The sequence below is a fragment of the Saccharothrix variisporea genome, from assembly GCF_003634995.1.
Classification (GTDB): Bacteria; Actinomycetota; Actinomycetes; order Mycobacteriales; family Pseudonocardiaceae; genus Actinosynnema; species Actinosynnema variisporeum.
Map to the genome: position 1 here is coordinate 5119407 of NZ_RBXR01000001.1, position 26405 is coordinate 5145811.

The window sequence follows — 26405 nt, forward strand, 5'->3', positions numbered from 1 at the left end:
CGGTTCAACCTGCCGTGCTTCGGGGGGTGGGTTGGCTCACCGGGTCTGGCCGGCGGACGACAGCGCCCGCACGGCGGCCACCGCGCGGTGGGAGGGCAGGATGGAGGCCCGCTCGGCGTCGGCGTCGATGCGACCCTCGATCAGGTCGAGGAACCGGTCGAGCTGGGTCGCCAGCGGTTCGCGGGCGGTGACCAGTTCGGGGATCTCGATGATCGCCTGCTGCCGGTAGCCGCGGCCGTCGGGCGTGGCCGCGTCCTGCGACACGTGGTGGTAGATGGTGATGTTGCGGGTGAGCAGGTCCACCTCGATCAGGCGGTCCAGCTCGGTGATGGACAGCGAGCGGATCTTGCGCTGCCCGATGCGGCTGGCCGACACCGACGCGATCGCGCCGGACGGGAAGGTCAGCAGGGTGTTCACCACGTCCTCGGCGCCGGGCACCGAGTCCGGGTGGAACTGGCCGACCCCCGCGGAGAACCCGTGCGGCTCGGTGCCGCCCATGCAGCGGATCGCCAGGTCGACGTCGTGCACCAGCAGGTCCCAGGCGACACCGGTGCGGATGCGCGGCGCGTACGGCGAGTGCCGGACCGCGGACACGTACACCGGCTCGGTGATCAGCTCCAGCGCGGTCATGACCGCCGGGTTGTAGCGCTCCAGCAGGCCGCACATCACCGGCAGGCCCAGCCGCTCCGAGAGCGCCAGCACCTCCTCGGTCTGCGCCAGGTCCGCGCACACCGGCTTCTCCACCAGCAGCGGCTTGCCCTGGTTCAGGACCTCCATCGCGAGCCCGTAGTGCGACTCGGTCGCGGAGGCGACGATCACGGCGTCCACGTCGGACAGGTCACCGATCTCGGGCGTCCACTGCGCGCCGTAGGTGTCGGCGACCCGCTTGCCGACGTCCTCGCGCGGGTCGACCACGCGGGCCAGCTCGCAGCGCTCGTTCTGGCTGGTGACGCGGGCGTGCAGCGAACCCATCGAGCCCACGCCGACCAGGGCGACCTTCGGTGTCATGCGCCCAGCACCTCGCGCACCGCGCCGATGATCGTGTCGAGCTCGGCGCCGGTCAGCTTCGGGTGCACCGGCAGCGACAACGCCTGCCGCGCGACCCGCTCCGCCACCGGGACCTCGCTCGCCACGACGTTCGGGTTGTCCCGGTAGCAGTCGTAGTCGAAGACCGTCTTCGGGTAGTAGATGCCGTTGCCGATGCCCTTCTCGGTCAGCTTCGCGGCCAGCTCGTCGCGGCTGACGGGGGCGTCGTCGGTGATCAGCACGGTGTACTGGTGCCACACGTGGGTGCGGCCGGGCAGGACGCGCGGCGTGCGCAGGCCCTTCACGCCGTCCAGGCCCTTGGTGAGGGCCTCGGCGTTGCGCTGGCGGGCCTCGGTGATGGTGGCGAGCTGCTCCAGCTGCGGGATGCCGATCGCCGCGTGCACGTCGGTCATGCGGTAGTTGTGGCCCGCGACCTCGTACTGGTAGCGCTGCCGCATGCCCTGGTTGCGCAGGACGCGCAGGCGGTCGGCGAGGGTGTCGTCGGCGGTGGTGATCACGCCGCCCTCGGCCGTGGTGATGTTCTTGGTGGCGTAGAGGGAGAAGCAGCCCAGGCCGTAGCTGCCCGCCGGGCGGCCCTCGAAGGTCGCGCCGACGGCCTGCGCGGCGTCCTCGACCAGCGCCAGGCCGTGCTGCTGCGCCAGCGGGACCAGCCGGCCCATGTCGGCCATCTGCCCGTAGAGGTGCACCGGCATGAGCACCTTGGTGCGGTCGGTGAGCGCCGCCTCCACCTTGGCCGGGTCGAGGTTGAAGTCCTCGTCGGAGATGTCGGCGAACCGGGCGGTGGCGCCCGCCTCCAGGATCGCGTTCAACGTGGCGACGAAGGTGAACGGCGAGGTCACCACCTCGTCACCGGGCTGGAGGTCGAGCACCTGGAGCGAGGCGACGAGCGCGGTCGTGCCGTTGTTGACGGCCACCGCGTGCGGCACCCCGGCGACACCGCTGAAGGCGTCCTCGAACCGCTTGACCATCGGCCCCTGGGCGATCGCCCCGGACCGCAGCACCTGCAGCACGAGCTCCTCGGCCGCGGCCACGTCAACGACAGTGATGGGGATCATGCAGCAGTCTCTCCGCCTTCGAACGCCTGGCTACGGTGCCTACGGCCGGCAACGCGGGGCACCACGCTACCTCCCACGACACCCGCGACCTGCCGAGGGTTGCCGCGCCCGATGTGACAACCACGTCACCAACGTGTGAAACCTGCGTGTGAACCGCTCCAGAACGCTCACGCCACGAGCCCCACGCCCACTGCGGCTCTTGATGTGGTGACCACCACAGGTGAAGGGCCTCGGTTCCCCCGCCGTATGGCCTGCCCGAAGGGCTACCGCACTTCGGGCCGGGTGCAGCCGAAAGTTTTTGCGAGGAACGAGCAAAAAGTTTTAGCGGCACCCGGCCCGAAGTGTGGTTGGCTCCGCCAGGCCATGCGGCGGGGGAACCGACGCCCTTCACCCCCCGCTGGCGGCCTGCCGCGCGGCGAGCGCCGCTTGTGAGCTCTTGCTCTTGAAGATCGCGGTCAGAACCACCGCTCCAAGACCAAGGCCACGCCGTCCTCGGAGTTGGGCGCGGTCACTTCATCCGCAGCGGCCTTGGCGTCCGGATGCGCGTTGGCCATCGCCACTCCGTGACCGGCCCAGGTCAGCATCTCGACGTCGTTGGGCATGTCCCCGAACGCGACCACCTCGGCCGCCGGCACCCCCAGCCGCTCGGCGACGTCGGCCAGCCCCGTCACCTTCGTCACGCCCGGCGCGGACAGCTCGATCAGGCCCATCGTCGTGGAGAACGTCACATCCACCTGCCCGTCCAGCACCAGGGCGGCGGCCTCGGCCATGTCGGCGCTGGTCATCTCGCGGTGTCGGGCCAGGATCTTCACCACCGGCGTGGTCAGCATCCCCGACCGGTCGCCGTTCGGCTCCGGGCCCTCGGGCCACGGGTGGGTGTAGCTGTCCTCGGCGATGAACTGGGGCACGGTGTCGTCGAAGGCCGTCCGGCCCGTCCGCTCCACCGCGAACGCGACGCCGGGCAGCACCCGGTCCAGCTCGGCCATGACGTCCCGGACCAGCAGCGGGTCGAGGGTGCGCTGCCACAGGACCCGGTCCTGGCCCAGGTGGTACAGCACGGCACCGTTCGCGCACACCGCGTAACCGTCGAGGTCAGCCTGTTGGGCGATTTCCGGTACCCAACGGGGTGGGCGACCCGTCGCCAGGACGAAGGGCACCCCCGCCGCCACCACCCGGCGCACCGCGTTCGCAGTGCGCTCGGTCACCCCGTGCAGGGGGCTGAGCAGGGTTCCGTCGACGTCCGAGGCCACGAGTCCAGGTCTTTCCACACCACCGATGATGCCTGGTCCCGCCATGACCGGTGGGCGAACACCTGGCTACCGTACGAGCGTGCGCACCGGCATCGTCATCCTCCCCGAGCACCGCTGGTGGTTCGCCGAACCCAAGTGGAGGGCCGCCGAGGAGTACGGCTTCCACCACGCCTGGACCTACGACCACCTGGCGTGGCGCACGCTCGTGGACGGCCCGTGGTTCGGCGCGGTGCCCACGCTGACGGCCGCCGCGATGGTGACGCAACGCATCCGCCTGGGCACTTTCGTGGCGAGCCCCACGTTCCGGCACCCCGTGCCGTTCGCCCGCGAACTGCTCGCGCTGGACGACATCTCCGACGGCCGGCTGACCGTCGGCGTCGGCGCGGGCGGCGGCGACGGCTACGACCACGAGGTGCTCGGCCACCCCGCCCCGACCCGGCGCGCGGAGCGGTTCGGCGAGTTCGTCGAGCTGCTGGACAAGCTGCTGACCAGGGACCGGACCACCTACGAGGGCACGCACTTCTCCGCCGTGGACGCGCGCAGCTACCCCGGCGCGGTGCAGCGCCCGAGGCCCCCGTTCCTGATCGCCGCCAACGGGCCGAAGGCGATGGCCGTCGCCGCCCGCCACGGCCAGGGCTGGGTGACCACCGGCACACCCGCCGACGACCTCGACACCTGGTGGCGCGGGGTGGCGGAGCTGGCGGCGCGGTTCACCGAGGCGCAGCACGAGCACGGCCGGCGCGTCGACCGGTACGTCAACCTCGACTCGGCCCCCGTGTACTCGCTGACCAGCGTGGAGACCTTCCGCGACGCCGTGGGCCGGGCCGAGGAGCTGGGGTTCACCGACGTGGTCGTGCACTGGCCCCGGCACGACGGCGTCTTCGCGGGCCGGGAGAGCGTGCTGGAAGAGGTCGCCGCCGACGTCCTGCCCGCGCTCGGTTAACGCCGTGGGCGACCAGGGCCGGCGTAACGCCGTGGGCGACCAAGGCCGGGGTAACGCCGTGGGCGACCAAGGCCGGGGTAACGCCGTGGGCGACCGGGGCGGGGGTAACGCCGTGTCGAACCGGGCCGATTCACCGCCCGTGCGGCACATCGTGGTCATCGGCGGCGGGATCGTCGGTCTGGCAGTGGCGAACGAGCTGGTCACCCGGGGTGACCGGGTCACGGTCCTGGAGAAGGAGGACCACTGGGCCGCCCACCAGACCGGGCACAACAGCAACGTCGTGCACGCCGGGCTGTACTACAAGCCGGGGTCGCTGAAGGCGCGGATGTCCGTGGCGGGCAACCGGTCGATGATCGAGTTCGCGCGGCGCAACGACGTGCCGGTCGAGGTGTGCGGCAAGCTCGTCGTGGCCACGTCGGCCGACGAACTGCCCCGGCTGCACGCCCTCGCCCAGCGCGCCGAGGCCAACGGGGTGCCCGCGAAGCTGATCACCGCCGCCGAGGCGCGGGACTACGAGCCCGAGGTGGCGTGCGTCGAGGCGCTGCGGGTGGAGAGCACCGGCATCATCGACTTCCCGGCGGTCTGCGCGGCCCTCGTGCGCCGACTGGAGGGCCAGGACCTGCGGCTTTCCACCCCCGCGCTGGCGATCCGGCCCGGGTCGCGCGGCGGTGTCGAGGTGGCCACCCCGTCCGGCGTGGTGCGGGCGGACGTGCTGGTCAACTGCGCCGGGCTGCACAGCGACCGGATCGCCCGGATGGCGGGCCTGACGCCGGCCGCGCGGATCGTGCCGTTCCGGGGCGAGTACTTCGAGCTGCGGCGGACGTCACTCGTCCGCGGCCTGATCTACCCCGTGCCGGACCCGACGCTGCCGTTCCTGGGCGTGCACCTGACCCGGATGCTCGACGGCAGCGTCCACTGCGGCCCGAACGCGGTGCTGGCGCTGCGCCGCGAGGGGTACCGGTGGCGGGACTTCTCCGGCCGGGACGTGGCCGAGGTGGCGCGGTTCCCCGGCACGTGGCGGCTGGCCCGGCGGTACGCGCGGACCGGCCTGGACGAGGTGCTGCGGTCGTTCTCGCGCAAGCGGTTCGCCGCGAGCCTGGCCCGCCTGGTGCCCGCGGTGCGGGAGGACGACCTGGTGCCCGCGTCGGCCGGCGTGCGGGCGCAGGCGATGCTCCCGGACGGCTCGCTGGTGGACGACTTCCTGGTCGAAACGGCCCCCGGTCAGGTGCACGTCCTCAACGCCCCGTCCCCCGCCGCCACCGGATCTCTGGAGATCGCGAAGCACGTCGCCGACCTGACGCGCTGACCGCCGGTAGGACGTCCCCCGGTACTCTGTCCAGCCGTGATCTCCTTCATCCTCGGCACCACCGCGGAACTGATCAAGATCGCTCCGGTCTTCCACGCGATCGCGGAGCGGGGCACCAAGCCGCAGATCTGGTTCACCGCGCAGCACGTCGACCACGTCGCCGAGACGCTGGACGACCTGCGGCTGCCCGAGCCCGCCGTGTGGCTGGTGCCGAAGGAGCAGGCGGTCCACATCGAGCGCCCGGCCCAGGTCCCCGGCTGGGCGGCCACGGTCCTGCGCACCGCGTGGACCCGCCGCGAGGAGCTCCGCTCGATCCTGACCGACGACGGCCGCCCGCCGCTGGTCGTCGTGCACGGCGACACCTTCACCACCCCGTACGGCGCGCTGATCGGCAAGCGCATCCTCAAGGCCCGCGTGGCGCACGTCGAGGCCGGGTGCCGCTCGGGCAGCCTGCTGTCGCCGCTCCCCGAGGAGCTGAACCGCAAGCTCGCCGCGAAGATCGTGGACCTGCACTTCGCGCCCACCGCCCGTGAGGCGCACAACCTGCGCAACGCGCGCGGGGCCGTGGTGAACACCGGCGCCAACACCGCCATCGACGCGATGCGCCTGGCGATCGACGCCGAGCCCACCTTCGAGCTGCCCGCCGAATTCGGCCTGGCCACGCTGCACCGCTTCGAGCTGGTCTCCCGCGCCGACAAGTACCGCGAGGCGCTGGAGCTGCTGAAGAAGGCCAGCGCGCGGATGCCGATCCTGTACCTGGCGGGCCCGCCGGAGCAGGACCGGATCAAGCAGTACGGCCTGGAGCACCTGTTCGACGGCGAGCGGTTCATCCTCAAGCCGAAGCTGCGCTACCTGTCGTTCCTGCCGATCATGGCGCGGGCGAAGTTCGTGGTCACCGACTCCGGCGGCCTCCAGGCCGAGTGCGACTACCTGGGCGTGCCGTGCGCGATCCACCGCGAGCGCACCGAGGGCGCGACCGGCCCCGGCACCGCGGTGGTGCTGACCGGGATGGACGGCGGCAAGCTGGAGGCGTTCCTGGACGACTACGAGTCGTACCGGACGCCGTCGAAGATGGACAAGTTCCACCCCAGCACGATCATCGCCGACACGCTGGCCCAGCTCGGCTACTGCTGACGACCCCGGCCGGCGGCACTGTTCGACGCCGCCGGCCCGACGCTGTTCGATGCTGCTCGACACCGCCGCCCCGACGCGGTTCGACGCGGTTCGACGCCGCCGGCCCGACGCGGTTCAGCGCCGCGCCGCCCACGCCTCGAGCAGCGCCGCGACCTCGTCGGGCAGGTCGACGTCGTAGTCGTCACGCTCGCCCAGCAGGTAGCCGGTGAGCCGCGCGACCGCCTCGTCCGTGCAGCCGCGCCGCTGGAGACCGACCGAGTTCACGCCGTGGACGCGCGCCGGCACGCCGTAGGCCTTGGTGAACGCCCCGATCTCCCGGGTCACCACCGACCCCATGCCGACCATCGCGCCCGGACCGACGCTCGTGCGCTGGTGCACCACCGTGCCCAGCCCGAGGTTCGCGCCCGACCAGATCCGGCAGTGCCCGGCGAGCTGGACCGCGCTGGTCAGCACCACCCCGTCGCCCACCACGCAGTCGTGGGCGACGTGCGAGCGGCCCATCAGGTAGCAGTCGTCGCCGACCCGCGTGGTCTCCACGTGGCCCTGGCTGACGCAGACGAACTCGCGGATGCGGTTGCGGCTGCCGATCACCACGCCCTCGCCGGCCGTCTCGCCCTCCCACCCGGCCGGGTGCGGTGCGGCGACGTGCTCGGACGGGCCGCCGATGCTCGCGTGCGGACCGATGTAGTTGCCGTCACCGATGCGGGTCGGGCCGACGATCACCGTGTAGGGGCCGATGACGTTGTCGTCGCCGAGCTCGACCCCGTCGCCGATGACCGCCGTCGGGTGGATCCGGTTCGCCATCGCTACCGGGGCGTCAGCACGTCGAGGCCCAGGAACGGGCGCAGGGCCTGCGGGACGGTGACCGAGCCGTCGGCGTTCTGGTGGTTCTCCAGGATCGCCACGATCCAGCGGGTGGTCGCCAGGGTGCCGTTGAGGGTGGCCGCGATCTGGGGCTTGCCGTTCTCGTCGCGGTAGCGGGTGTTGAGGCGGCGGGCCTGGAAGGTGGTGCAGTTCGACGTCGAGGTGAGCTCGCGGTAGGCCTGCTGGGTGGGGACCCAGGCCTCGCAGTCGAACTTGCGGGCGGCGCTGGTGCCCAGGTCGCCGGCGGCCGTGTCGATGACCCGGTAGGGGACCTCGATCTTGGCCAGCATCTCCTCTTCCCAGGCCAGCAGCCGGGCGTGCTCGGCCTCGGCGTCCTCGGGCTTGACGTAGGAGAACATCTCGACCTTGTTGAACTGGTGCACGCGGATGATGCCGCGGGTGTCCTTGCCGTACGACCCGGCCTCGCGGCGGTAGCACGACGACCAGCCCGCGTACCGCTTCGGGCCGTCGATGATCTCGTCGGCGTGGAAGCCCGCCAGGGGCACCTCCGACGTGCCGACCAGGTACAGGTCGTCGTCGCGCAGCCGGTAGACCTCGCTGGCGTGCGCACCGAGGAAGCCGGTGCCTGCCATGATCTCCGGGCGGACCAGGGTGGGCGTGATGGCCAGCGTGAAGCCCTCGCGGGTGGCCTGGGCGACGGCCATGTTCAGCAGCGCCAACTCCAGCTGGGCCAGGACACCGGTGAGGAAGTAGAACCGCGAGCCCGACACCTTGGCGCCGCGCTCCATGTCGATGCCGCCCAGCCGGGTGCCCAGGTCCAGGTGGTCCAGCGGCTCGAAGTCGAACGTGCGGGGCTCGCCGACGTGCTTGAGCACCACGTAGTCGTCCTCGCCGCCGTGCGGGGCGTCCGGGTGGACCACGTTGGGGATGGCGCGGTGCAGCTCGTCCCGCTCGGCCTCGGCCTGCGCCTGCTCGGCCTCGGCGGCCTTGACCTCGGCGGCCAGCTCCTTGCCCTTGGCCAGCAGCGCCTCGCGCTCCTCGCCCTTCGCCTTGCCGACCTGCTTGCCGAACGCCTTCTGCTCGCCGCGCAACGCGTCCGCGCGGGCGATGGCGGCCCTCCGCCGCTCGTCGGCGGACAGCAGCGCGTCGACCACGGATTCGTCCTCGCCCCGCGCACGCTGCGACGCACGGACGGCTTCCGGGTTCTCGCGCAAGGCCTTGAGGTCAATCACGAGGAGAAAGGGTAGCCGGGTGCCGTGGACCGGCCCGAACCGATATCCCGATAGCATCGCCGGCATCCCGCGCGGTCGATTCGGTGGAGGACCACAAGTGCGCATCGCCGTTGCCTATGACTGCCTGTTCCCGTGGTCCAAGGGCGGCGGTGAGCGGCAGTACCGCCGGTTCGCCGAGGAGTTCGCGGCGGCCGGGCACGAGGTCACCTACCTGACCCGCCGGCAGTGGGACGGTGCCCCGCCGCAGCTGGACGGCATCAAGGTCGTCGAGATCTCCCACGACGACGGCCTCTACGACGACAACGGCGCCCGCACCCTCGGTCCCGCGATCAAGTACGCCAAGGGCCTGTTCTTCCACTTCTTGAAGAACCGCGGGTCCTACGACGCCGTGCTGGTGTCCGCGCTGCCCTCCACCAACGTCCCGGCGGTGCGGGCGGCGCTGGTGTTCTCCGGGGTCGCGGTGGGCGTGGACTTCCTGGAGGTGTGGCGGCCCGACCAGTGGCGCACCTACGCCGGGCCGGTGATCGGCCGGGTGGCGAGCACGCTCCAGTGGCTCGCGGCCAAGCTCAGCCCGTTCGCGTCCTGCCACTCGCGGATGAACGCCGGCCGGCTGGAGGCAGGTGGCCTGCGGTCGAAGGCGGTGGTCAGCCCCGGGCTGATCGACCCGCAGGGCGAGGTGGAGCCGAACCTGACCGTGTCCGGCGCGCCGAACGTGGTGTTCGTGGGTCGGCACATCCCGGACAAGCGGGTCGAGGCGCTGCCCGCCGCCATCGCGGAGGCGCGCAAGTCCGTCCCGGACCTGACCGCCACGATCTACGGCGAGGGGCCGTCGCGGGCCGCGGTGCTGGCGGAGATCGACCGGCTGGGCTTGCAGGACGTCGTGCGAACCCCCGGGTTCGTCAGCCAGGAGGAGCTGGACGAAGGCATCCGGACCGCCGCCGTGCTGGTCAACCCGTCCCAGCGGGAGGGCTACGGCCTGGTCGTGGTCGAGGCGTGCGCGGTCGGGACGCCCGTGGTGCTGGTCGACGCGGACGACAACGCGTCGGTCGAGCTGGTGGAGAACGGCGTCAACGGCAAGGTCGCCGCGTCCACCTCCCCCGCCGACCTCGGTGGCGCGATCGCGGAGGTGGTGACCGCGGGCGAACCGCTGCGCAAGACCACCCACGCCTGGTACGCCCAGGTCAGCAAGACCAACACCATCCAGGCCGCCGCCCGCGGCATCCTGGACCGCCTGGTGGCGGCGGCGCGGGAGTAACACCCCGTGACCGGCCTACCATGACCCGCGTGCCTCTCCACATCGCCGTAGACCTCGTGTTCTTCACCGGCAAGAAGGGCGGCGCGGAAACGTACGTGCGGGGCGTGTTCCCGGCCCTCGCCGCCGCGCACGACGACCTGCGCTTCGTCGGCATCGGCAACCGCGAGCTGGCGGCGAACCCGCCGGACTGGTTCCCCGGCGAGGTCGTGCCGCTGCCCGTGTCCGGGGAGAACCGGGTGCAGTGGGCGTTGGCGGAGGCCTTCGCCGTGGCCGTGAAGGCGAAGTCCATCAAAGCCGACCTGCTGCACTGCCCGGCCAACTTCGGCCCCTCCGTGCGGCTGCTGCCCACGCTGGTGTCGGTCCTCGACGTGCTGCCGATCAAGCACCCCGAGTGGGTGCCGGGCGGGCGGGCGAAGGCCGTGCAGCTGCTCAGCCGGGCCAGCGCGCGTGCCGCGACCCGCATCCACACCATCAGCGACGCCTCCGCCGACGACATCGTGGCGCTGCTGGGCCGGTCCCGGTCCGACATCGACATGATCCACCTGGGCTCGGACCAGGTGGAGCCGGGCAAGCGGGTCGAGCGTGCCGGCCGCCCGTACGTGCTGACCGGCGGCAACCGCATGCCGCACAAGAACCACGGCCGGCTGCTGGAGGCGTGGGCGTCGATCCCCGCCGCCGAGCGGCCCAAGCTGGTCATCACCGGCAGCCACGGCGACGACCCGCTGGCGCCGCTGGTGCGCGACCTGGGCCTGGAGGACGACGTCGACCTGCACGGCTGGGTGACCGCCGAGGAGCTGGCCGACCTGTACGAGGGCGCGAGCGCGTACGTGTTCCCCACGCTGTTCGAGGGCTTCGGCCTGCCCGTGGTGGAGGCGATGGCCCGCGGGTGCCCCGTGGTCGGCTCGGACATCCCGGTGCTGCGGGAGGTCGGCGGGGACGACATGGTCTACGTCGACCCGTACGACACGGCGTCCATCGCGGCCGGGGTGCGCAAGGTCGTGGCGGACCCGGTGCTGCGCGAGACGCTGTCGGCGGCGGGCCTCAAGCGGGCCGCCCAGTTCACCTGGCAGCGCACCGCCGACGCGCACGCCGAGGTGTACCGGAAGATGGTCGGCCGGTGAGTGCCCGGCGCGAGGGGCTGATCGTCCTCATCGCCAGCTTCGCGGGGCATGCGGGCAACTACCTGTTCTACCTGATCGCGGCGCGGATGGTGTCGCCCGGCGAGTTCGCCGCGATCTCGGCGATGATCTCGTTCGGCACCATCGTGCAGATGCCGGTCAACGGCATCCAGGTGGCCACCGCGCGGGACGTGGCCGTGCTGCGGGCGTCGGGCACGCCCGGCGAACTCTCGGGCTACCTGCGCCGCCTGGGCCGCCGCATGGGCGTGGTGAGCCTGGGCATCGCGATCGCCCTGTCCGGCCTGAGCCCGCTGCTGGCCGACCGCCTCAACATCGGGGCCGCGCAGCCGCTGGTGTTCGCCGCCCTGTGGATGGCGTGGACGGCGTTGCTGCTGGTCGTGACCGGGGTGGCGCAGGGCGCGGAGCGGTTCCGGTACGTGGCGTTCGCGCTGGCCGGTCCGCTGGGCGCGCTGCGCCCGCTGCTGCTGCCGGTGTTCGTGCTCATCGCCGGCATGTCCGGGTCGATGCTGGCCATGCTCGCCGCCGCCGTGGTCGGGCTGGCCGTGATGCTGCCGCCGGTCGTGCGGGACATGAAGGTGCCGCCGACGACGCCGCCCGCCATGCCCAGCACCGTGGTCACGATGATCGGCCTGCTGGCGTTCTCGTCGCTGACCAACGTGGACCTGCTGGTCGCGCAGGCCACCCTGCCCGAGATCGAACGCGCCCACTACGCGGGAGCCGTGCTGCTGGGCAAGGTGGCGCTGTTCGCACCGTCCGCGCTGGCCATGGTCCTGCTGCCGCGCGCGGCGGCGGCGTTGGAGCGCGGTGAACGGGCGGACGGCCTGGTGCTCAAGACGATGGGCCTGACCGCGGTGAGCGGCCTGGCCGTGGCCCTGGGCCTGTGGCTGGTGCCGACGTCCCTGCTGACCGCCACCTTCGGCCCGGCCTACGGCGCGTCCAAGCCGCTGCTGGCACCGTTGGCCCTGGTCATGACGGCGGCGGCGGTGCTGTGGGTGCACCTGATGTTCGCCATCGCCAAGAAGAGCAAGCTGATGATCGCGGGCCTGGTCGGGACGGCGCTGGCGCACTGGGCGCTGCTGTGGTTCCTGCACGACTCGGCGTGGCACATCATCCTGGCGTCGGGGATCGCGATCGGCGCGGCGCTGGTCGCCATCGAGGTCGGGTCCAGCGACGGCGTGGTCCGCATGGCGCTGACCCACCGCCGCTCCACCCGCGAGACCGCGACGGTCTGAGAAAAGCGGAAGCCCCTGCGTTCCCCGGGGAACGCAGGGGCTTCGGCGTCCGGAACGTCAGGACGCGGGGCTCGTGGCGAGGATCCACACGTTGCGGCGCCAGCCGGGCAGCCACGTCGCCGCCACCAGCGGGGCCGGGCGGCGCTTGGCCGGCAGCAGGCCGGAGATGATGCTGGAACCCGGCATCACCGACTCGTAGGACACCTTCTTCACGTCGAAGCCCTGGTCCTCGAACAGCCGGCGCATCGAGGTGCGGGTCCACGGCCGGCGGTGCGTGTAGTCGTTCCACGACCAGCGCTGCGCGTCCGGCGACGAGGCGAACACGCGCCCGCCCGGCTTGAGCACCCGGCGCACCTCCTTGACCAGCGACACCGGGTCGAGGAGGTGCTCCAGGACGTCCTTGAGCACCACGCCGTCGAACTCGTGGTCACCGACCGGCAGGTCCTCTTCGAGGTCCGCGAGCCGGACGTCGATCCCCTGCTCCTTGGCCTTGTCCACGGTCGACTGGAAGTTGTCCAGGCCCACGTAGTCCGGGAAGAACTCCGACACCCAGGCCGTTCCGCAGCCCACGTCCAGAATGCGCGAACCCGGGCGGAAGTGCCTCACGATGTCGTTGTAGTAACCCGGTTTCGCGTGCCACTCGTGGTAACCCACACTTAACACCATTCTGTCCGCAGGAGGGGATGGGGACTAGTCCTCGCCGATCTTGGTGAGGCTGAGCGTGAAGCTGACGCTGATCATCTGGAACCCGGTCACGATGGCCACCATGCCCAGGATCGGCACGCGCACCGTCTCGACCACGTCCAGCGCGCCGAACCCGGCCGCGCCCCACGTCACCACCGCGCCGATGAAGCACGCGATGCCGACGAGGATCAGCAGGCCGCCGATCCACAGGCCGCGTTCCAGCGAGGCCCGCGCGACCCGGCCGATGAGGCGGCCCGACGGTGGTGGCAGCAGGCCCAGGTGGGCGGCGTAGGAGCGGGCGATGACGGCCAGGCCGACGCCTTGGAGGCCGACGAACAGCATGGTCGCGAAGCCGAGCATGCTCTGCAGGCCGAAACCGACGCCGCCGACCTCCTGCGGGCCGAACGACAGCCACAGCAGGCCCAGGCCGCCGACGCCCAGCAGCAGCAGCGACGGGTAGTACAGCAGCCACCGGGGGCTGAACGCGAGCAGGAACCGCAGGTGGCGCCACCCGTCGCGCCAGGTCCGCAGGTGCGGGGCGCGGCTGCGGCCGTCCGGGCGCAGGGTGGTCGGGACCTCGGCGATCTTGCGGTGGTTGAGCGAGGCCCGGACCACCATCTCGCTCGCGAACTCCATGCCGGAGGTGCGCAGGCCCAGTTCGAGCATGCGGTCGCGGCGGAACGCGCGGATGCCGCAGTGGAAGTCGCCTACCGGGATGCGGAAGAACAGCCGGCCCAGCAGCGACAGGACCGGGTTGCCCAGGTACTTGTGCAGGAACGGCATGGCGCCCGGCGCGATGCCGCCCTGGAAGCGGTTGCCCATGACCAGGTCGTTGCCCGCGCGCAGGCCTTCGAGGAAGCCGCCGATGTCGTCCAGCGCGTAGCTGTCGTCGGCGTCGGCCATCAGCACGTACGTGCCCTCGGCCGCCTCGATGCCCGCCATCAGCGCGGCGCCGTAGCCGCGGCGCGGCACGTCGACCACGCGCGCCCCGTTGGCGCGGGCGATGTCCTGGGAGCCGTCGGTGGAGCCGTTGTCGGCGACGATGACCTCGCCGACCACACCCAGCTCCTCCAGCGAGCGCTTGGCCTTGCGGACGCAGACCTCGAGCGTCTCGGCCTCGTTCAGGCACGGCAGGACGATCGACAGCTCGACGACTTCCGTGGGCGTCCCGGATGGCGTCTCCACGGACTGGTTCGACAGAGTCATACCGCGCGTGCTCCCCTGTGGTGGGATCTACGATTTGCTCGATCTTGTGGTTCAGGAGCGCTGCTGGGCATCCCAGGGCCGCCCTGGTCGCTGGGGGTAGCGCCCCCGCGCACCGTGCCAGCGTGGCTCAACTTACACGCAGCACTTCGGCCCTTAATCGAGTACCCGCGAGTACCAACGGCCGCCGTTCCCCTCGTGGGGGTCGGCGGCCGTTGTCGGTGCTCCACGGGACGATCGGGACGGGACCTTCAGGCCGGACCTACGAGATGGCGACCGCCACGACCAGGCCCAGCGCGAAGTGGGCGCTGGCCACGACCACGCTGGCGGGCGCGAAGCGGTCGGACTCGATCAGCGAGCCGACGTCCAGGCGGGTCACCCACTCCAGCAGGCGCACCGCGAGCACCTGCACGACGATGCCCACCAGGCCGTAGACCAGCGCGGACAGCAGGCCTTCGGCGAGCTTGCCGGCGGAGCTGTAGATCGCCACCACGACGATCAGCGCCATGCTGAGCAGGCCCGCCGCCGTCACGATGACCGCGTTCGGGGCGCCCGTGCGGACCAGGGTCGACAGCTTGCCGGGGGTCGTCCAGTCGATGGCGTAGAAGCCGAAGACCATGAGCACCAGGCCGACGATCGCGTACAGGGCGATCGCGCCGACGTCCCGGCCGATCTCCGCACCGAAGCCCGGGTCCAACGCGAGTTCGCTGATCACTGCCACTCCATTCATTCGACAATCCGATGCGGGACGAACGCCGCGCCATCGTCGGTCACCAGGCCGACCGTCTCGCGGATGCCGAGCCCGGCCGCCGTGTCGCCGACGACCCACGCGCCCAGCGCGGGGCGGTAGCCGTCGAACTCGGGCAGCGGGTCGAACGCCTGGTAGACGAACCCTTCCTTGCCGTACACGCCGCCGGTCATGGTCTCGTAGCCCGGCGCCACGATCTGGATGTTCGCGCCCTCCCGGCCCAGCCGGGGCTTGCGCACGTACTCGGTGAGCACGCTCGGTTCGTCCAGGAACGCGGGCAGCAGGTTCGGGTGGCCCGGGTACATCTCCCACAGCACCGCGAGCAGCGCCTTGTTGGAGAGCAGCATCTTCCACAGCGGCTCGATCCACAGGGTGCCGGGCAGGCTCTCCACCGCGTAGCGGCCGAACTGCTCGTCGACCACCCACTCCCACGGGTAGAGCTTCACGACCGTGTTCATGGGCGCCTCTTCGAGGTCCACGAACCGGTGCAGCAGCGAGTCCCAGCCGATCTCCTCGATGGCCAGGCCGACGGTGTTCATGCCCGCCTCGGCGGCGGTCTCCTGCAGGTAGGCCACGGTGACGTGGTCCTCGCCCGACGGGTCGGCCCCGGACCAGGTGAAGTGCACCTCGTTGGACGGCAGCTTCGCCCCGATCTCGGCCCACCGCTCGACCAGCTTCTCGTGGATGGAGTTCCACTGGTCGTCGTCGGGGTGGACGTCGGTCTTCCAGTTCCACTGGACGACCGAGGCCTCCAGCAGGGACGTGGGGGTGTCGGCGTTGTACTCCAGCAGCTTCGCCGGACCGCGGCCGTCGTAGCGCAGGTCGAACCGGCCGTAGACGTGCGGGTCGCGGCGCTTCCACGACTCGGCGATCGCGGGCCACGTCCACTCGGGGATGCCGAAGTCGCGGTACCGCTCGGTGAGCACGACGTTGTCCACGGCTTCGAGGCACATGCTGTGCAGCAGCTCGACGTCCGCCTCCAGGGACAGGACGTCGCTCATCTCGAACACGTAGTGCGCCGACTCGTCCCAGTACGGGCGTGGGCTGCCGTCTGCCGCGCGGGCGGGCGCGCCGAACACCAGCCCCTGCTCGGACACGGTGCGCTGCCAGTTCGGCCGGGGCGCGGAGGTCTCCCGACGCAACTCAGCTGCCCCCGCTCTTGCTGCTGCCGCCGATGCCGAACCCGCCGCGCTGGATCGTCGTGCCGGACTTGGTCGTGACGTTCGCGCCCTTGGGGATGGTGTAGCTGCCGCCGCTGACCTTCGAGCCGACGGGGACGCTCGTGCCGCCGTAGTGGTAGCGGTAGGAGCTGCCGCCGATGTAGATGAAGCCGCCGCTGACGTAGCCGCCGTGCGAGCGGGCGTAGTTCTCGTCGCAGTACTGGTCGTCGACGACCACGTCGTCGAGGGTGCACTGCGCCTGGACCTCGTCCGGGCTGGACACGGCGTACCAGATGGCGACGACGCCGACCACGCCCACGGCCACACCACCGCCGATGAGCAGCCTCTTGCGCCTCTTGCGCCGCTTGGCCTCCGCCGCGGCGGCCGCTGCGGCGGCCTCCTGCTGCTGCTTGACGGCCTGCTGCCGGGCGCGCTGCTCGGCCACCGTGGGCGGCCGGGGCTGCGTGACGCCGGGCTGCTGCTGCCGGATGCGGCCCTGCTTGACCGGCTTGCCGCCGGGTGCCTGCGGACCGCCCGGGGCTTGCGGACCGCCCGGGGTCTCGGGGCCGCCCGGTCCGGACTGGCCCGGCTGCGGCGCGCTCGGCGCGAAGCCCGGCTGCCCCGGCTGACCGGGTCCGCCCTGACCTGGTCCGCCCAGACCCGGCAGGGGTTGCGTCGGCTGCGGCCCGCTCGGCGCGAAACCGGGCTGTCCCGGCTGCGCGCCCGGCTGCCCCGGCCCGCCGGGTGCCGGTGGCGGCACGTACGGCGGCGGGTTCGCGGGCCCGCCGGCCTGCGGCGTCGTCTCGTCGTTACGGTCGTTCTCAGTCATCAGCCACTCCCGGCGGGGACGGTACAGAGATCGGCCGCCGAATGGGTGACGAGTGTCCCAAAAGCAACACAGTCCACCCGCCCGGTTGGCAGCGCGGTCGGCACAGGCATCATGGAGTAGATGTCCATGAGCGCTCGCTGGTTTCGTCGAGGTGACCACCTGGTCATGCTCGGCGCGTTCGTCGGTGCGCTCGGACTGCTCGCCCTGAGCACCTTCACGTCGTGGCCGGTCGCGGGTGGACCGGTCGGCGGGGCCAGCGAGGCCGTCAACCCGGTGTACACCTCCCAGGCGGGCGACTGCCTGAACTGGACCCGCGCCACGCTCTCCGACGTGGCCAAGGTCGACTGCTCGGCGCAGCACATGTTCGAGGTCACCGGCGTGGCCGACATCGGGTCGGCGTACGGGCCGCAGGCGCCGTTCCCGACCGACGAGCAGTGGCAGAAGATCAGCGAGGAGCACTGCGCCAAGACGTCCCTGGACTACCTCGGCGGCCGGTTCGACCCGTTCGGCAAGTACACCGTCGGCCCGCTCAACCCCGGTGAGCGGCTGTGGGCCGAGGGCCGGCGGACGCTGCGCTGCGGGCTCCAGGTCGCGGGACCGGCCGGTGGCCTGCTGCCCGCGTACGGCTCGGCGAAGACCCAGGACCAGTCCGACGTCTACGACCCGGGCGTGTGCCTGGGCATCACCGACGCGCGCGGCGTGGGCGACCCGGTCGAGTGCGCCAAGCCGCACGCGTTCGAGATCGTCGGCGTGGTGACGCTGCCCGCGGGCGACTTCCCGCCGGTCGAGCGGCAGGACGAGGTGCTGTCCGGCGAGTGCGCGCGGATCGCCGCCGAGTACTCCGGCGGCCTGGACTTCAAGGCGCGCGGCCTGGTCGTCACCTGGGACACGCGCGCGCCGGAGAGCTGGGCGGCGGGCTCCCACCGCGCGAACTGCAAGGTCGGCGCGGCCACCGACGGCACCGGCCTCAACCCGTGGGACGGCAGCGTCCGCAACCCCAACGCACCACCGTTGACCACGTCGAACCCGCCGCAGACGACGGCGGTGCAGCAGGACGAGCCGACCGGCAAGCCGCTGCACTCGCAGTCCAACAGCAGCCCGGCGTCGCCGCCGCCGTCGTCGTCGGGCGCCACGACGACGACCACCACCACGTCCGAGACCAAACCGTCGAGGTGAGGCCGTGCCCGCGGAGATGACCCGGCAGCGGTTCGAGGAGCTGGTGGGCGACGCCCTGGACCTGCTGCCGCCGGAGTTCGCGACGGCGATGAACAACGTGGTCGTCCTGGTCGAGGACCGCCACCCGGAGGTGCCGTCGCTGCTGGGCCTCTACACCGGCATCGCGCTGACCCGGCGCACCACCGACTACGGCGGCGTGCTGCCGGACCGGATCACGATCTACCGCGAGGCGATCCTCGACATCTGCGCCACCGAGGAGGACGTGGTGGAGGAGGTGGCGGTCACCGTGATCCACGAGATCGCCCACCACTTCGGCATCGACGACGACAAGCTGCACGAGCTGGGCTGGGGCTGACCGCCGCCGTGCGGGCGCGGCGGTAGGCGCAGACCCGAGCGGGCGCCGGCCGCTCGTCGCTAGTCGACCAGGTCCACCCCGGTCCACGACGTGCAGCGCCAGCCGTCGCCGGTGTCCTCCAGCACGACCTGGCCGGTGTTGGGCAGCAGGCCTGCCTCCAGCAGCGCCGGCTGGACGTTGCGGGCCATCGCCAGGGCCGCGAGCCGGATCGCCCCGCCGTGGCTGACCAGCACGACCGTGTCGTCGGGGGCGTGCCGCGCGCACACCTTGTCCACGGCCGCCAGGAACCGGTCGATCACCTGCCGACCCGACTCGCCGCCGGGGATCGTCGCGTCCAGGTCGCCCGCCGCCCACCGGTGCGCCGCGGCGATGAACTCGTCGAACGCCTCCCGGTCGTGCCGGCCCTCCAGGTCGCCGCAGAAGATCTCCTGCACGCCGTCGACCACCTCGACGTCCAGGCCGTGCGCGGCGGCCACCGGGGCCGCGGTCTGCTGCGCCCGCACGGCCGTGCTCGCGTACACGGCCGACACCGGCTCGGTCGCCAGCGCCTCGCCCAGCGCCGCCGCCTGCGCCACGCCCGCGTCGGTCAGCGGAGGGCCGGGTGGCAGGGAGTCCAGCGCCATCTTCAGGTTCGACGCCGTCTCGCCGTGCCGCACCAGGATCAGCTTCACGCCCCCCGCCCTTCCCGCACGGCGGCGACCCACTCGGCCGCCGCCACGAACTCCTCGTCCCCGACGGGCGCGCCGCCCGGTTCGGCCTTCGGGTAGGACCCGAGGAACCGGGTGTCCGGGCAGTGCCGGCGCAGCGCGGCGAGGGCGTCGCCCACGCGCGGCTCGGCGACGTGCCCGTCGAAGTCGATGTAGAAGCGGTACTCGCCGAGCCGGCCCTTGGTGGGGCGGGACTCGATGCGGGTCAGGTTGATGCGGCGCAGCGCCAGCTCGGTGAGCAGCTCGGACAGCGCGCCCACCCGGTCGGTCGCGGTGACCACGACGGACGTGCGGTCCTGCCCGGTCGGCGCGGGCGGCGGGCCGGGGCGGCGCAGCAGCAGGAACCGGGTCTTGGCGTCGCGGACGTCGGCCACGTCGGTGGCCAGCACCTCCAGCGGGTAGTGCCGCACGGCGACCGGCGCGCTCACCGCCGCGTCGAACTCGCCCGCCAGCACGGCCCGCGCGGCGGCGGCGGTGGACGTGGTGGCCACGACGTCGGCGGCGGGCAGGTGCTCGGCCAGCCAGTGCCGGACCTGGGCCAGGGCGTGCGGGTGGCTCGCGACCGTCTTCACCTCGCCGCCACCGGGCCGCACCAGCACGCTGAACCGCACGTCCAGCACGGTCTCCGCGACGGCCACCAGCGGCTCGCCCTCGGTCAGGGCGTCCATGGTGGCCGGGACCGCGCCCTCGACGGAGTTCTCCACCGGCACGCACGCGGCCTCGGCGTCGCCCCGGCGGGTCGCGGCCAGGGCGGCGGGCACGGTGTCGTACGGGACCAGCTCGTCGGGGGAGGCGCCCAGGCCGAGCGCGGCCTGCTCGGTGAACGTCCCCTGCGGTCCGAAGTAGGCGAGCACGGCCGCAACGATACGAGCACCACGTCCGGTGATCGCCGCTGAGGCGAGGATCACCCGGCCGGCGGGTGCCCGGCCCCGTTCCGCCGGACCCCTGTGTCCTGGAATGCTTGCGGCTGTGTCCGCCGATACGGAGGGTGAGATCAACGCTCCGGTAGCTGTTCCCCGTCTGGTGCTGTGCGCTGTCGACGAACCTCTCGCGACGGCGTGGCTGGGTGTCGCCGACGGCCGCACCGGTGTCGAGGTGCACCGCGGTTCGGTGCTCGACATCGTGGCCGAGGCCGTGGTGAGCCCCGCGAACTCCTCGGGCTGGATGCGCTTCGGCATGGACGCCGTGTACGCGCGGGCCTTCCCCCAGGTCGAGGCCAACGTGCGCAGCGCCGTGCTCGGCCTGCACGGCGGTGAGCTGCCGGTGGGCGAGGCGCTGGTGGTGCCGACCGGCGAGCCGCAGCCGGAGTGGCTGATCAGCGCGCCGACCATGCGCACCGCCGGCGAGCACCTGCCCGGCGACACCGTGCACCCGTACCTGGCGGCGCGGGCCGTGCTGCGCCTGTGGCGGGACGGCCGCCTCGACGACGGCCGTCCGGTGCGGTCGGCGGTGCGGACCATCGCCATGCCGGGCCTGGGCACCGGCGTCGGCGGGGTGGCGCCGGAGACGTGCGCGCGCCAGGTGGCGGCGGCGTGGGACGAGGTCTTCAGCTCGCTCCCCCGGCGCTGAACCCCGGCGCGTCCACCTGTGCACAACTCTGTGGACAACCCGCGTGGAGCCTGTGGACAACTACCGGGGCGCGACCCATCGCTCCAGGTCCAGCTCATCGGTGATGGGGATGCCGTAGTCCCCCACGGAGGGGATCTCCGGTTTGAGCCGCCGTGACTCGCGCACCGCGTCGGGCCGCAGCGCGGTGAGCCGGAACCCGCGCCGCTGGTAGAACCGCAACGCGTCGAGGTTGTCGTTGGTGGTGGTCAAGCGGACGCGGGAGCACCCGAGCTGCCGCGCCCGCTGCACGGCCGCCTCGACCAGCGAGCTGCCCACGCCCCGGCCTCTTCGCAGCGCGTCGACGGTGACGATCTCCAGCAGGTTCTCGGCGGTGGCGTAGGTCAGCAGGCCGACCACCTGGTCCTGCTGCTCCACCAGGAACCCCGGCAGACTGGCGGGGAAGAACACCTGGCCGTGGGCCACCGCGGTGTGCGCCCCCCACAGCTCCAGCACCAGCCGACCGACGACGATCCGGTCGGCTTCCTCGATCGCGCGTACCAGCATGTCTTGCACTGTCTTGAGGTCCGCGCGCAACCGGTACCGGCATTCGACCTATGGTGGGTGCGTGCCCGTGCGCGTGTTGCTGGTCGACGACCACGAGATCGTCCGCAGGGGTCTGCGCGAACTGCTCGACGACGAGGACGACATCACCGTCGTGGCCGAGGCGGGCGGGGTCGACGAGGCCGCCGTGCTCGCGTCCTCCGTGCGCCCGGACGTGGCGCTGGTCGACATGCGCCTGCCGGACGGGACGGGCGTGGACCTGTGCCGCCGCCTGCGGGGGTTGGACGTCCGCTGCCTGGTCCTGACCGCGTTCGACGACGAGGAGGCCCTGGTCGGCGCGATCATGGCCGGCGCCTCGGGCTACCTGTTGAAGCAGGTCCGCGGCCAGGACCTGGTCGACGCCGTCCGCGAGGTGGCGGCGGGCAGGTCGCTCCTGGACCCCCAGACCACGGCCCGCGTCCTGGACCGCATGCGCCGGCCACCCGAGGTGGACGTGCTGGACGCGCTGACCGAGCAGGAGCGGCGGGTGCTGGAGCTGATCGGCGAGGGGATGACGAACCGCCAGATCGCGGAGCGGCTGTTCCTGGCGGAGAAGACGGTGAAGAACTACGTCACGTCGGTGCTGCAGAAACTGGGCATGGAACGCCGGACCCAGGTCGCGGCCTGGGTGGCCCGCCGCTCCCGCTGAACCGCCTAGAGCGGCACGTGCCAGGTGATGGTGGTGCCGGTGCGGGGGGACGAGGTGACCTCGCAGCCGCCGCCCGCCGCCAACGCCCGCTCCTCCAGGTGCCGCAGACCGCGCCGGGCCACGCCGCGCGGGATGCCGCACCCGTCGTCGGACACCCGCAGTTCGAGGGTCGAGGGGTCTCGGACCAGGGTGATCTCCACCCGGCCGGCGCCCGAGTGGCGCACCACGTTGGACAAGGCCTCGCGCAGGGCCGCGCGGGCGTGGTCGGCCAACGCCGCGGGCACGTCGGTCAGGTCCCCGTCCACCCGCACCTCCGGCTCGAAGCCCAGCAGCTCGCCCGCGGTCCTCGCCTCGGCCAGCACCGAAGCGCGCAGGTCGGCGTCGCCGGGCTTGCCGGGGTCGGCGCTGCGCAACGCGCGGACGGTGGCGCGGACCTCGGCCATGGTCTGGTCGAGCTGGTCCACGCAGTCGGCCAGGCGCTTGGCCTCCCGCCCGTCCAGCTTCAGGCGGCGGTTGAGCAGTTCGAGTTGGACGCCGGTCGCGTACAGGCGCTGGATGATCACGTCGTGCAGGTCGCGCGCGATGCGTTCGCGCTCCTGGTACACCGCGATCCGCTGCCGGGCCGTCGAACCCTCGGCCAGCACGACCGCGAGCCCGGCTTGGGCGGCGAAGGCGGTCAGCACGTCGACGGTGTCGGTGCTGAACGGCGGCGCGCCCTTGCGGCGGTACACGGCCAGAGCGCCGATCTTGCGTTCCCGCGTCCCGAACGGCGCCACGGCGAACGGCCCGTACCCGCGCAGCGACTGCGGCACGAACGGTGCCGTGCGGGGGTCGGTGGTGAAGTCGTCGGCGACCACGGCCACGCCGGTCCGCGCGGCACGTGCGGCGGACGAGCGGTGGGACAGCACGATGCCGACCGGGTCGACGTCGCCGGAGGACGCCTCCACGGTGAGGCTCCCGTCGTCCCCGGTGGCCATGGCCAGGCCCAGGTCCGCCTCGGCCAGCTCGGCGGCGCGGCGCACGACGAGCGGCAGCACGGCGTCCGGGTCGTCGCCGGCGAGGGCGGCGGAGGTGATCTCGGTCGACGCGGCGAGCACCAGGGCGGGGTCCACGGCGGTCAACGGTAGGCCCCGACCGCGACTGCGCCCCGGGACACCTCCCACACCACGTCGGCGCGCCGCGCCTCGTCGGGCCGGTGGGTGATGTGCACGACGGTCACGTCCAGCCCGTCCACCAGGTCCAGCAGCCGGCGGGCCGAGTCCTCGTCGAGGTGGGCGGTGGGTTCGTCCAGGAGCAGGACGTCGGCGTCGTGCAGTAGGGCGCGGGCGAGGGCCACGCGTTGTGCCTCGCCGCCGGACAGCAGGGTCGGGCCGACGACGGTGTCGAGGTCCAGGTCGAGCCCGACCGAGGCGAGCGCCGCCCGCAGGCGGGTGTCGTCGGCGGCCGGGTCGCCGATGCGCAGGTTCTCGCGCAGGGTCGTGGACACGAGCATCGGCTCCTGCGGGCACCACGCGACCCGCGCCGGTCGCCGGACGGTGCCCGCGCTCGGCGCCACGAACCCCAGGAGCAGCGCGAACAGCGTCGACTTGCCCGCGCCCGACGGTCCCACGACGGCCACCTTCGCCCCGGCGGGCACCTCCAGGCGCACGTCCTCCAGCACGGGTCGGGTCGCACCCGGCCACCGCGCGGTGACGCCGTCCAGGATCACCCCATCGGCGTGCCCGACCGCCGGGAGGTCGTTCGACTGCTCGACGATCCGCCCGTACGCCTCGCGCAACGCCTGCCGGTGCTGGGCAGCCGCCGGCAACGCGCCCAACACCTCGGCCAGGGCCAGCGGCACCAGGCCCAGCAGGGGCGCGAGCAGCGGGTCGACGCCGGCCGCGATCGCCGTGCACGCCACCACCGCGCCGCCGAGCACGAGGTGGACGAGCCCGGTCGCCGCGCCCGCGCCCCACGCCTGCCGCCGCGCCAGCCGGGCCAGTTCGGCGTCGTGCGCGGCCAGCCGCGCCCGCACCTCCCGGTCCGCCCCGAACGCGATCAGGTCGGGTGCGGCGGTCAGCAGGGTCAGCACCTCTTCGGACACCTGTCGGCGACCGCGCGCCAGCACGGTGCTCGCCCGGCGTTCGGCCAGCACCGCGACCAGCGGCGGAACCGTCCCGCCGACCAGGACCGCGAGCCCGACCACGACCCCGGCCCACGGGTCGAGCAGCGCGAACAGGACGGTCGTGGCCAGCCCGACCCCGGCGGCCACCAGCGGCGGTTGGAGCACGCGGGGCACCAGGTCGCGGACGGTGTCGACGTCGTCCACCAGCCGGGTCAGCTCGGCGCGCCCCGGGCGCAGCGACCGCCACAACCGGACGCGGAGGTCCTCGGCGAACCGGAAGGCGGCGTCGTGCGACACCAGCCGTTCCAGGTAGCGCAGGACGCCCTTCGAGAGCGCAAACGTTCGCACGCCCACGACCAGCACCGACAGCGTCAGGATCGGCGGCTGGGTGGCGGCCTTGGCGATCAGGTACGCGGCCACGGCGGTCAGCGCGACCCCGCTGGCCGAGGCGGCGATCCCCAGCGCCGCCCCGGCCAGCACCCGCCCGGTCGGCCGGGGCGTCCTCGGCGTCGCCGCCCGGCCGACCTCGTGGTCCACGGCCACCGCCGCTTGCAGGCTGTCCGCTCCTTCGACAGTCCTGTGGGTGGCCAGGAGGACGGCCGCGCCGGCGTCGGCGGCGTCCTGCACGGCGGTCATCACCAGGGCCGCCGTCGCCGGGTCGAGGTGGGCCGTGGGCTCGTCCAGCAGGAGGACCGTCGCGCCGTCCTTCACGCGGGTCAGCGCGCGGGCGATGGCGACCCGCTGCCGCTCACCGGTGGACAGGTCGGCGATCCGCCGGTCCACCAGGTGGTCGGCGGCGACCGACGCCAGCACCTCGCGGTCCACGCGGCCGGTGGTCAGCTCCAGTTCGTCGGCGACCGTCCGGCCGGCGAACGCGGGTCGCTGCGGCACCCAGGCGATGGCGTCCCGGTCCACGACGACCTCGCCGCCGTCCGGTTCGACGTAGCCGAGGAGCACGTCGAAGAGGGTCGACTTGCCGGCACCGCTGGGCGCGTCGAGGCGGTGCACTTCGCCGGGCCACACCACGAGGCTGGTCCCGTCCGGCGCGAACCGGTCCCGCCGCCGCACCCGCAGGTTGCGCACCTGGACACCCACCGGCCGCCCGTCGATCGCCACCCCGCGCGCCGACCCACCCGACCGCGCGGCAGGCGCGCCGACCCGCGCCGCCGACGTGACCGACCCGCCCGACCGCCGCGGCTCCGGGATCTCCGCGACCCGGCGCACCGCCTCCACGCCGTCCTCCGACGCGTGGTGCGCCGCGCCCGCCGCCCGCAGCGGCAGGTAGCACTCGGGCGCGAGGATCAGCACCACCAGCCCGGTGACCAGCGTCAACTCCCCCGACACCAGCCGCAGCCCGATGCCCACCGCGATCAGCGCCACCGACAGCGACGCCGCCACCTCCAGCACCAGCGCCGACAGGAACGCCACCCGCAGCGTCCCCATGGTCGCCTTCCGGTACCGGGCACCGACGTCCGCGACCGCCCGCGCCTGCGCCGACGCCCGCCCGAACGCCGTGAGCACCGGCAGCGCCCGCACCAGCTCCGCCAACCGCCCCGACAGCCGCTCCAGCGCCGACGCGGCGGCCGCCACCCGGGCCGAGGTGAACTTGCCGATCAGGATCGCGAACACCGGGATCAGCGGCAGCGTCACCGCGACCAGCACCGCCGACGTCGGGTCGGTCCAGAAGATCCACGCCCCCACCAGCACCGGCACCACGGCCGTCGTCACCAGCGCGGGGAGGTACTTGGTGAAGTAGGCGTCCAGCGCGTCCAGGCCCTTGGTCGCGAGCACCGCCAGCTCCGCCGGCCCGCGCGACACGATCCACGCCGGTCCCATGCCCAGCGCCCGGTCCAGCACGGCGGCCCGCAGCTCCTCCTTGGCACCCGCCGCCGCCCGCGCGGCAACCGTCTCGGTGGCCCACGCCAGCCCGGCCCGCGCCACCACCGCACCCGCCAGCAGCCCCAACGACCCGCCCTCGACCAGCGCGGACGCGAGCGTCACGGCCTGGAAGACCAGCGCGGCGGCGGAGAGCGCGGCCAGCACGCCGCAGAGGGTCAGCGCTCGGCGCGCCGAAGGCGAAAGGGCGGGTAGCGCGCCGAGCGGACCCCTCCCCGGCTTCTTGGCGGAAGGGGTTCCGGGGACGTCCACACCACGACCGTAGGTCCCCGGGCCGCATCCCGCTCAGGTACGAGGGTCCCCTCGCGGGCAGGACCTAGGTCCCCCG

25 protein-coding genes are annotated in these 26405 nt (G+C 72.8%); 10 read left to right on the plus strand and 15 right to left on the minus strand.

Features of this window, described 5'->3' with window-relative positions:
* Nucleotides 1-36: 36 nt before the first annotated feature.
* From DFJ66_RS23010 to DFJ66_RS23020, 3 genes are all read right to left on the minus strand, one after another.
* A complete protein-coding gene (locus tag DFJ66_RS23010; protein WP_121223711.1) occupies nt 37-1008 on the minus strand; it encodes a Gfo/Idh/MocA family protein in 972 nt (323 codons plus the stop codon).
* Nucleotides 1005-2102: a DegT/DnrJ/EryC1/StrS family aminotransferase gene (locus DFJ66_RS23015; protein WP_121223712.1), complete on the minus strand. Its 1098-nt coding sequence runs from the start codon at nt 2100-2102 to the stop codon at nt 1005-1007. The genes DFJ66_RS23010 and DFJ66_RS23015 overlap by 4 nt, the downstream gene beginning before the upstream one ends.
* Before the next feature lie 455 nt (nt 2103-2557).
* A complete protein-coding gene (locus DFJ66_RS23020; protein ID WP_121231601.1) occupies nt 2558-3370 on the minus strand; it encodes an HAD family hydrolase in 813 nt (270 codons plus the stop codon).
* A 61-nt stretch (nt 3371-3431) separates the two neighbouring features.
* Here DFJ66_RS23020 and DFJ66_RS23025 point away from each other — a divergent pair, with 61 nt between their 5' ends.
* From DFJ66_RS23025 to DFJ66_RS23035, 3 genes are all read left to right on the plus strand, one after another.
* Nucleotides 3432-4295: an LLM class flavin-dependent oxidoreductase gene (locus DFJ66_RS23025; protein ID WP_121223713.1), complete on the plus strand. Its 864-nt coding sequence runs from the start codon at nt 3432-3434 to the stop codon at nt 4293-4295.
* A 139-nt stretch (nt 4296-4434) separates the two neighbouring features.
* Nucleotides 4435-5601 carry an L-2-hydroxyglutarate oxidase gene (gene lhgO / locus DFJ66_RS23030; RefSeq protein WP_121223714.1) on the plus strand — a complete coding sequence of 389 codons (1167 nt, stop codon included), beginning with the start codon at nt 4435-4437 and terminating at the stop codon, nt 5599-5601.
* Nucleotides 5602-5637: 36 nt separating this feature from the next.
* Entirely contained in the window at nt 5638-6735 is a 1098-nt protein-coding gene (locus tag DFJ66_RS23035) for a UDP-N-acetylglucosamine 2-epimerase (protein ID WP_121223715.1), read from the plus strand.
* A gap of 114 nt (nt 6736-6849) precedes the next feature.
* On the opposite strand, the gene DFJ66_RS23040 is transcribed toward DFJ66_RS23035, so the two are convergent.
* Both DFJ66_RS23040 and serS read right to left on the minus strand, forming a co-directional pair.
* Nucleotides 6850-7539 carry an acyl-ACP--UDP-N-acetylglucosamine O-acyltransferase family protein gene (locus DFJ66_RS23040; RefSeq protein WP_121223716.1) on the minus strand — a complete coding sequence of 230 codons (690 nt, stop codon included), beginning with the start codon at nt 7537-7539 and terminating at the stop codon, nt 6850-6852.
* A 2-nt stretch (nt 7540-7541) separates the two neighbouring features.
* A complete protein-coding gene (serS, locus tag DFJ66_RS23045) occupies nt 7542-8792 on the minus strand; it encodes a serine--tRNA ligase (RefSeq protein ID WP_121223717.1) in 1251 nt (416 codons plus the stop codon).
* A gap of 97 nt (nt 8793-8889) precedes the next feature.
* Here serS and DFJ66_RS23050 point away from each other — a divergent pair, with 97 nt between their 5' ends.
* From DFJ66_RS23050 to DFJ66_RS23060, 3 genes are read left to right on the plus strand one after another with little or no spacing between them, the layout of a single operon-like run.
* Nucleotides 8890-10047, plus strand: a complete 1158-nt coding sequence (locus DFJ66_RS23050) for a glycosyltransferase family 4 protein (RefSeq protein ID WP_121223718.1) — start codon at nt 8890-8892, stop codon at nt 10045-10047.
* Nucleotides 10048-10076: 29 nt separating this feature from the next.
* Nucleotides 10077-11168 carry a glycosyltransferase family 4 protein gene (locus DFJ66_RS23055; protein ID WP_170199593.1) on the plus strand — a complete coding sequence of 364 codons (1092 nt, stop codon included), beginning with the start codon at nt 10077-10079 and terminating at the stop codon, nt 11166-11168.
* The gene (locus DFJ66_RS23060) at nt 11165-12418 is read left to right on the plus strand and encodes a lipopolysaccharide biosynthesis protein (protein WP_121223720.1); all 1254 of its coding nucleotides are present in this window, start codon (nt 11165-11167) and stop codon (nt 12416-12418) included. Before DFJ66_RS23055 ends, DFJ66_RS23060 begins: the two co-directional genes overlap by 4 nt.
* A 57-nt stretch (nt 12419-12475) precedes the next feature.
* On the opposite strand, the gene DFJ66_RS23065 is transcribed toward DFJ66_RS23060, so the two are convergent.
* The 5 genes from DFJ66_RS23065 to DFJ66_RS45315 form a co-directional block, all read right to left on the minus strand.
* Nucleotides 12476-13072, minus strand: coding sequence for a class I SAM-dependent methyltransferase (locus DFJ66_RS23065; RefSeq protein WP_121223721.1), 597 nt, complete (start codon nt 13070-13072; stop codon nt 12476-12478).
* 36 nt (nt 13073-13108) lie between these two features.
* Nucleotides 13109-14308, minus strand: a complete 1200-nt coding sequence (locus DFJ66_RS23070) for a glycosyltransferase family 2 protein (protein ID WP_121223722.1) — start codon at nt 14306-14308, stop codon at nt 13109-13111.
* 259 nt (nt 14309-14567) lie between these two features.
* Nucleotides 14568-15020, minus strand: a complete 453-nt coding sequence (locus DFJ66_RS23075; RefSeq protein ID WP_246029867.1) for a DUF350 domain-containing protein — start codon at nt 15018-15020, stop codon at nt 14568-14570.
* An 11-nt stretch (nt 15021-15031) separates the two neighbouring features.
* A complete protein-coding gene (locus DFJ66_RS23080; protein ID WP_121223724.1) occupies nt 15032-16195 on the minus strand; it encodes a glutathionylspermidine synthase family protein in 1164 nt (387 codons plus the stop codon).
* 1 nt (nt 16196) lies between these two features.
* The gene (locus tag DFJ66_RS45315; RefSeq protein WP_342776971.1) at nt 16197-17042 is read right to left on the minus strand and encodes a hypothetical protein; all 846 of its coding nucleotides are present in this window, start codon (nt 17040-17042) and stop codon (nt 16197-16199) included.
* A gap of 126 nt (nt 17043-17168) precedes the next feature.
* Between DFJ66_RS45315 and DFJ66_RS23090 the strand changes: the two genes are divergently transcribed.
* Both DFJ66_RS23090 and DFJ66_RS23095 read left to right on the plus strand, forming a co-directional pair.
* Nucleotides 17169-18218 (plus strand): septum formation family protein, encoded by a 1050-nt coding sequence (locus DFJ66_RS23090; protein ID WP_246029868.1) that lies wholly within the window; start codon nt 17169-17171, stop codon nt 18216-18218.
* Nucleotides 18219-18222: 4 nt separating this feature from the next.
* Nucleotides 18223-18573, plus strand: coding sequence for a metallopeptidase family protein (locus tag DFJ66_RS23095; RefSeq protein ID WP_121223726.1), 351 nt, complete (start codon nt 18223-18225; stop codon nt 18571-18573).
* A 59-nt stretch (nt 18574-18632) separates the two neighbouring features.
* Here DFJ66_RS23095 and DFJ66_RS23100 read toward each other — a convergent pair whose 3' ends face one another.
* Together DFJ66_RS23100 and pheA are read right to left on the minus strand one after the other, a co-directional pair.
* A complete protein-coding gene (locus DFJ66_RS23100) occupies nt 18633-19244 on the minus strand; it encodes a histidine phosphatase family protein (RefSeq protein WP_121223727.1) in 612 nt (203 codons plus the stop codon).
* Nucleotides 19241-20134 carry a prephenate dehydratase gene (pheA, locus tag DFJ66_RS23105; protein WP_121223728.1) on the minus strand — a complete coding sequence of 298 codons (894 nt, stop codon included), beginning with the start codon at nt 20132-20134 and terminating at the stop codon, nt 19241-19243. Before pheA ends, DFJ66_RS23100 begins: the two co-directional genes overlap by 4 nt.
* A 103-nt stretch (nt 20135-20237) precedes the next feature.
* On the opposite strand from pheA, the gene DFJ66_RS23110 reads away from it, so the two are divergent.
* Nucleotides 20238-20849, plus strand: coding sequence for a macro domain-containing protein (locus DFJ66_RS23110; RefSeq protein WP_121223729.1), 612 nt, complete (start codon nt 20238-20240; stop codon nt 20847-20849).
* Between the two features lie 60 nt (nt 20850-20909).
* Here the strand turns inward: DFJ66_RS23110 and DFJ66_RS23115 are convergent, their stop codons facing one another.
* A complete protein-coding gene (locus tag DFJ66_RS23115; RefSeq protein WP_121223730.1) occupies nt 20910-21392 on the minus strand; it encodes a GNAT family N-acetyltransferase in 483 nt (160 codons plus the stop codon).
* Between the two features lie 61 nt (nt 21393-21453).
* Between DFJ66_RS23115 and DFJ66_RS23120 the strand changes: the two genes are divergently transcribed.
* Nucleotides 21454-22077, plus strand: a complete 624-nt coding sequence (locus tag DFJ66_RS23120; RefSeq protein ID WP_246029869.1) for a response regulator — start codon at nt 21454-21456, stop codon at nt 22075-22077.
* 5 nt (nt 22078-22082) lie between these two features.
* Here DFJ66_RS23120 and DFJ66_RS23125 read toward each other — a convergent pair whose 3' ends face one another.
* Together DFJ66_RS23125 and cydD are read right to left on the minus strand one after the other, a co-directional pair.
* Entirely contained in the window at nt 22083-23189 is a 1107-nt protein-coding gene (locus tag DFJ66_RS23125) for a GAF domain-containing sensor histidine kinase (RefSeq protein WP_397556242.1), read from the minus strand.
* A 5-nt stretch (nt 23190-23194) separates the two neighbouring features.
* A complete protein-coding gene (gene cydD / locus DFJ66_RS23130) occupies nt 23195-26329 on the minus strand; it encodes a thiol reductant ABC exporter subunit CydD (protein ID WP_121223732.1) in 3135 nt (1044 codons plus the stop codon).
* Nucleotides 26330-26405 lie beyond the last annotated feature (76 nt).

What these genes read in the sequence shown, in the direction of transcription:
- DFJ66_RS23040 (WP_121223716.1), bottom strand. Translation starts at nt 7,539, where the DNA reads ATGGCGAACCGGATCCACCCGACGGCGGTCATCGGCGACGGGGTCGAG.
- DFJ66_RS23110 (WP_121223729.1), top strand. Translation starts at nt 20,238, where the DNA reads ATGCTTGCGGCTGTGTCCGCCGATACGGAGGGTGAGATCAACGCTCCG.
- DFJ66_RS23015 (WP_121223712.1), bottom strand. Translation starts at nt 2,102, where the DNA reads ATGATCCCCATCACTGTCGTTGACGTGGCCGCGGCCGAGGAGCTCGTG.
- DFJ66_RS45315 (WP_342776971.1), bottom strand. Translation starts at nt 17,042, where the DNA reads ATGACTGAGAACGACCGTAACGACGAGACGACGCCGCAGGCCGGCGGG.
- DFJ66_RS23010 (WP_121223711.1), bottom strand. Translation starts at nt 1,008, where the DNA reads ATGACACCGAAGGTCGCCCTGGTCGGCGTGGGCTCGATGGGTTCGCTG.
- DFJ66_RS23090 (WP_246029868.1), top strand. Translation starts at nt 17,169, where the DNA reads ATGAGCGCTCGCTGGTTTCGTCGAGGTGACCACCTGGTCATGCTCGGC.
- DFJ66_RS23115 (WP_121223730.1), bottom strand. Translation starts at nt 21,392, where the DNA reads ATGCTGGTACGCGCGATCGAGGAAGCCGACCGGATCGTCGTCGGTCGG.
- DFJ66_RS23070 (WP_121223722.1), bottom strand. Translation starts at nt 14,308, where the DNA reads ATGACTCTGTCGAACCAGTCCGTGGAGACGCCATCCGGGACGCCCACG.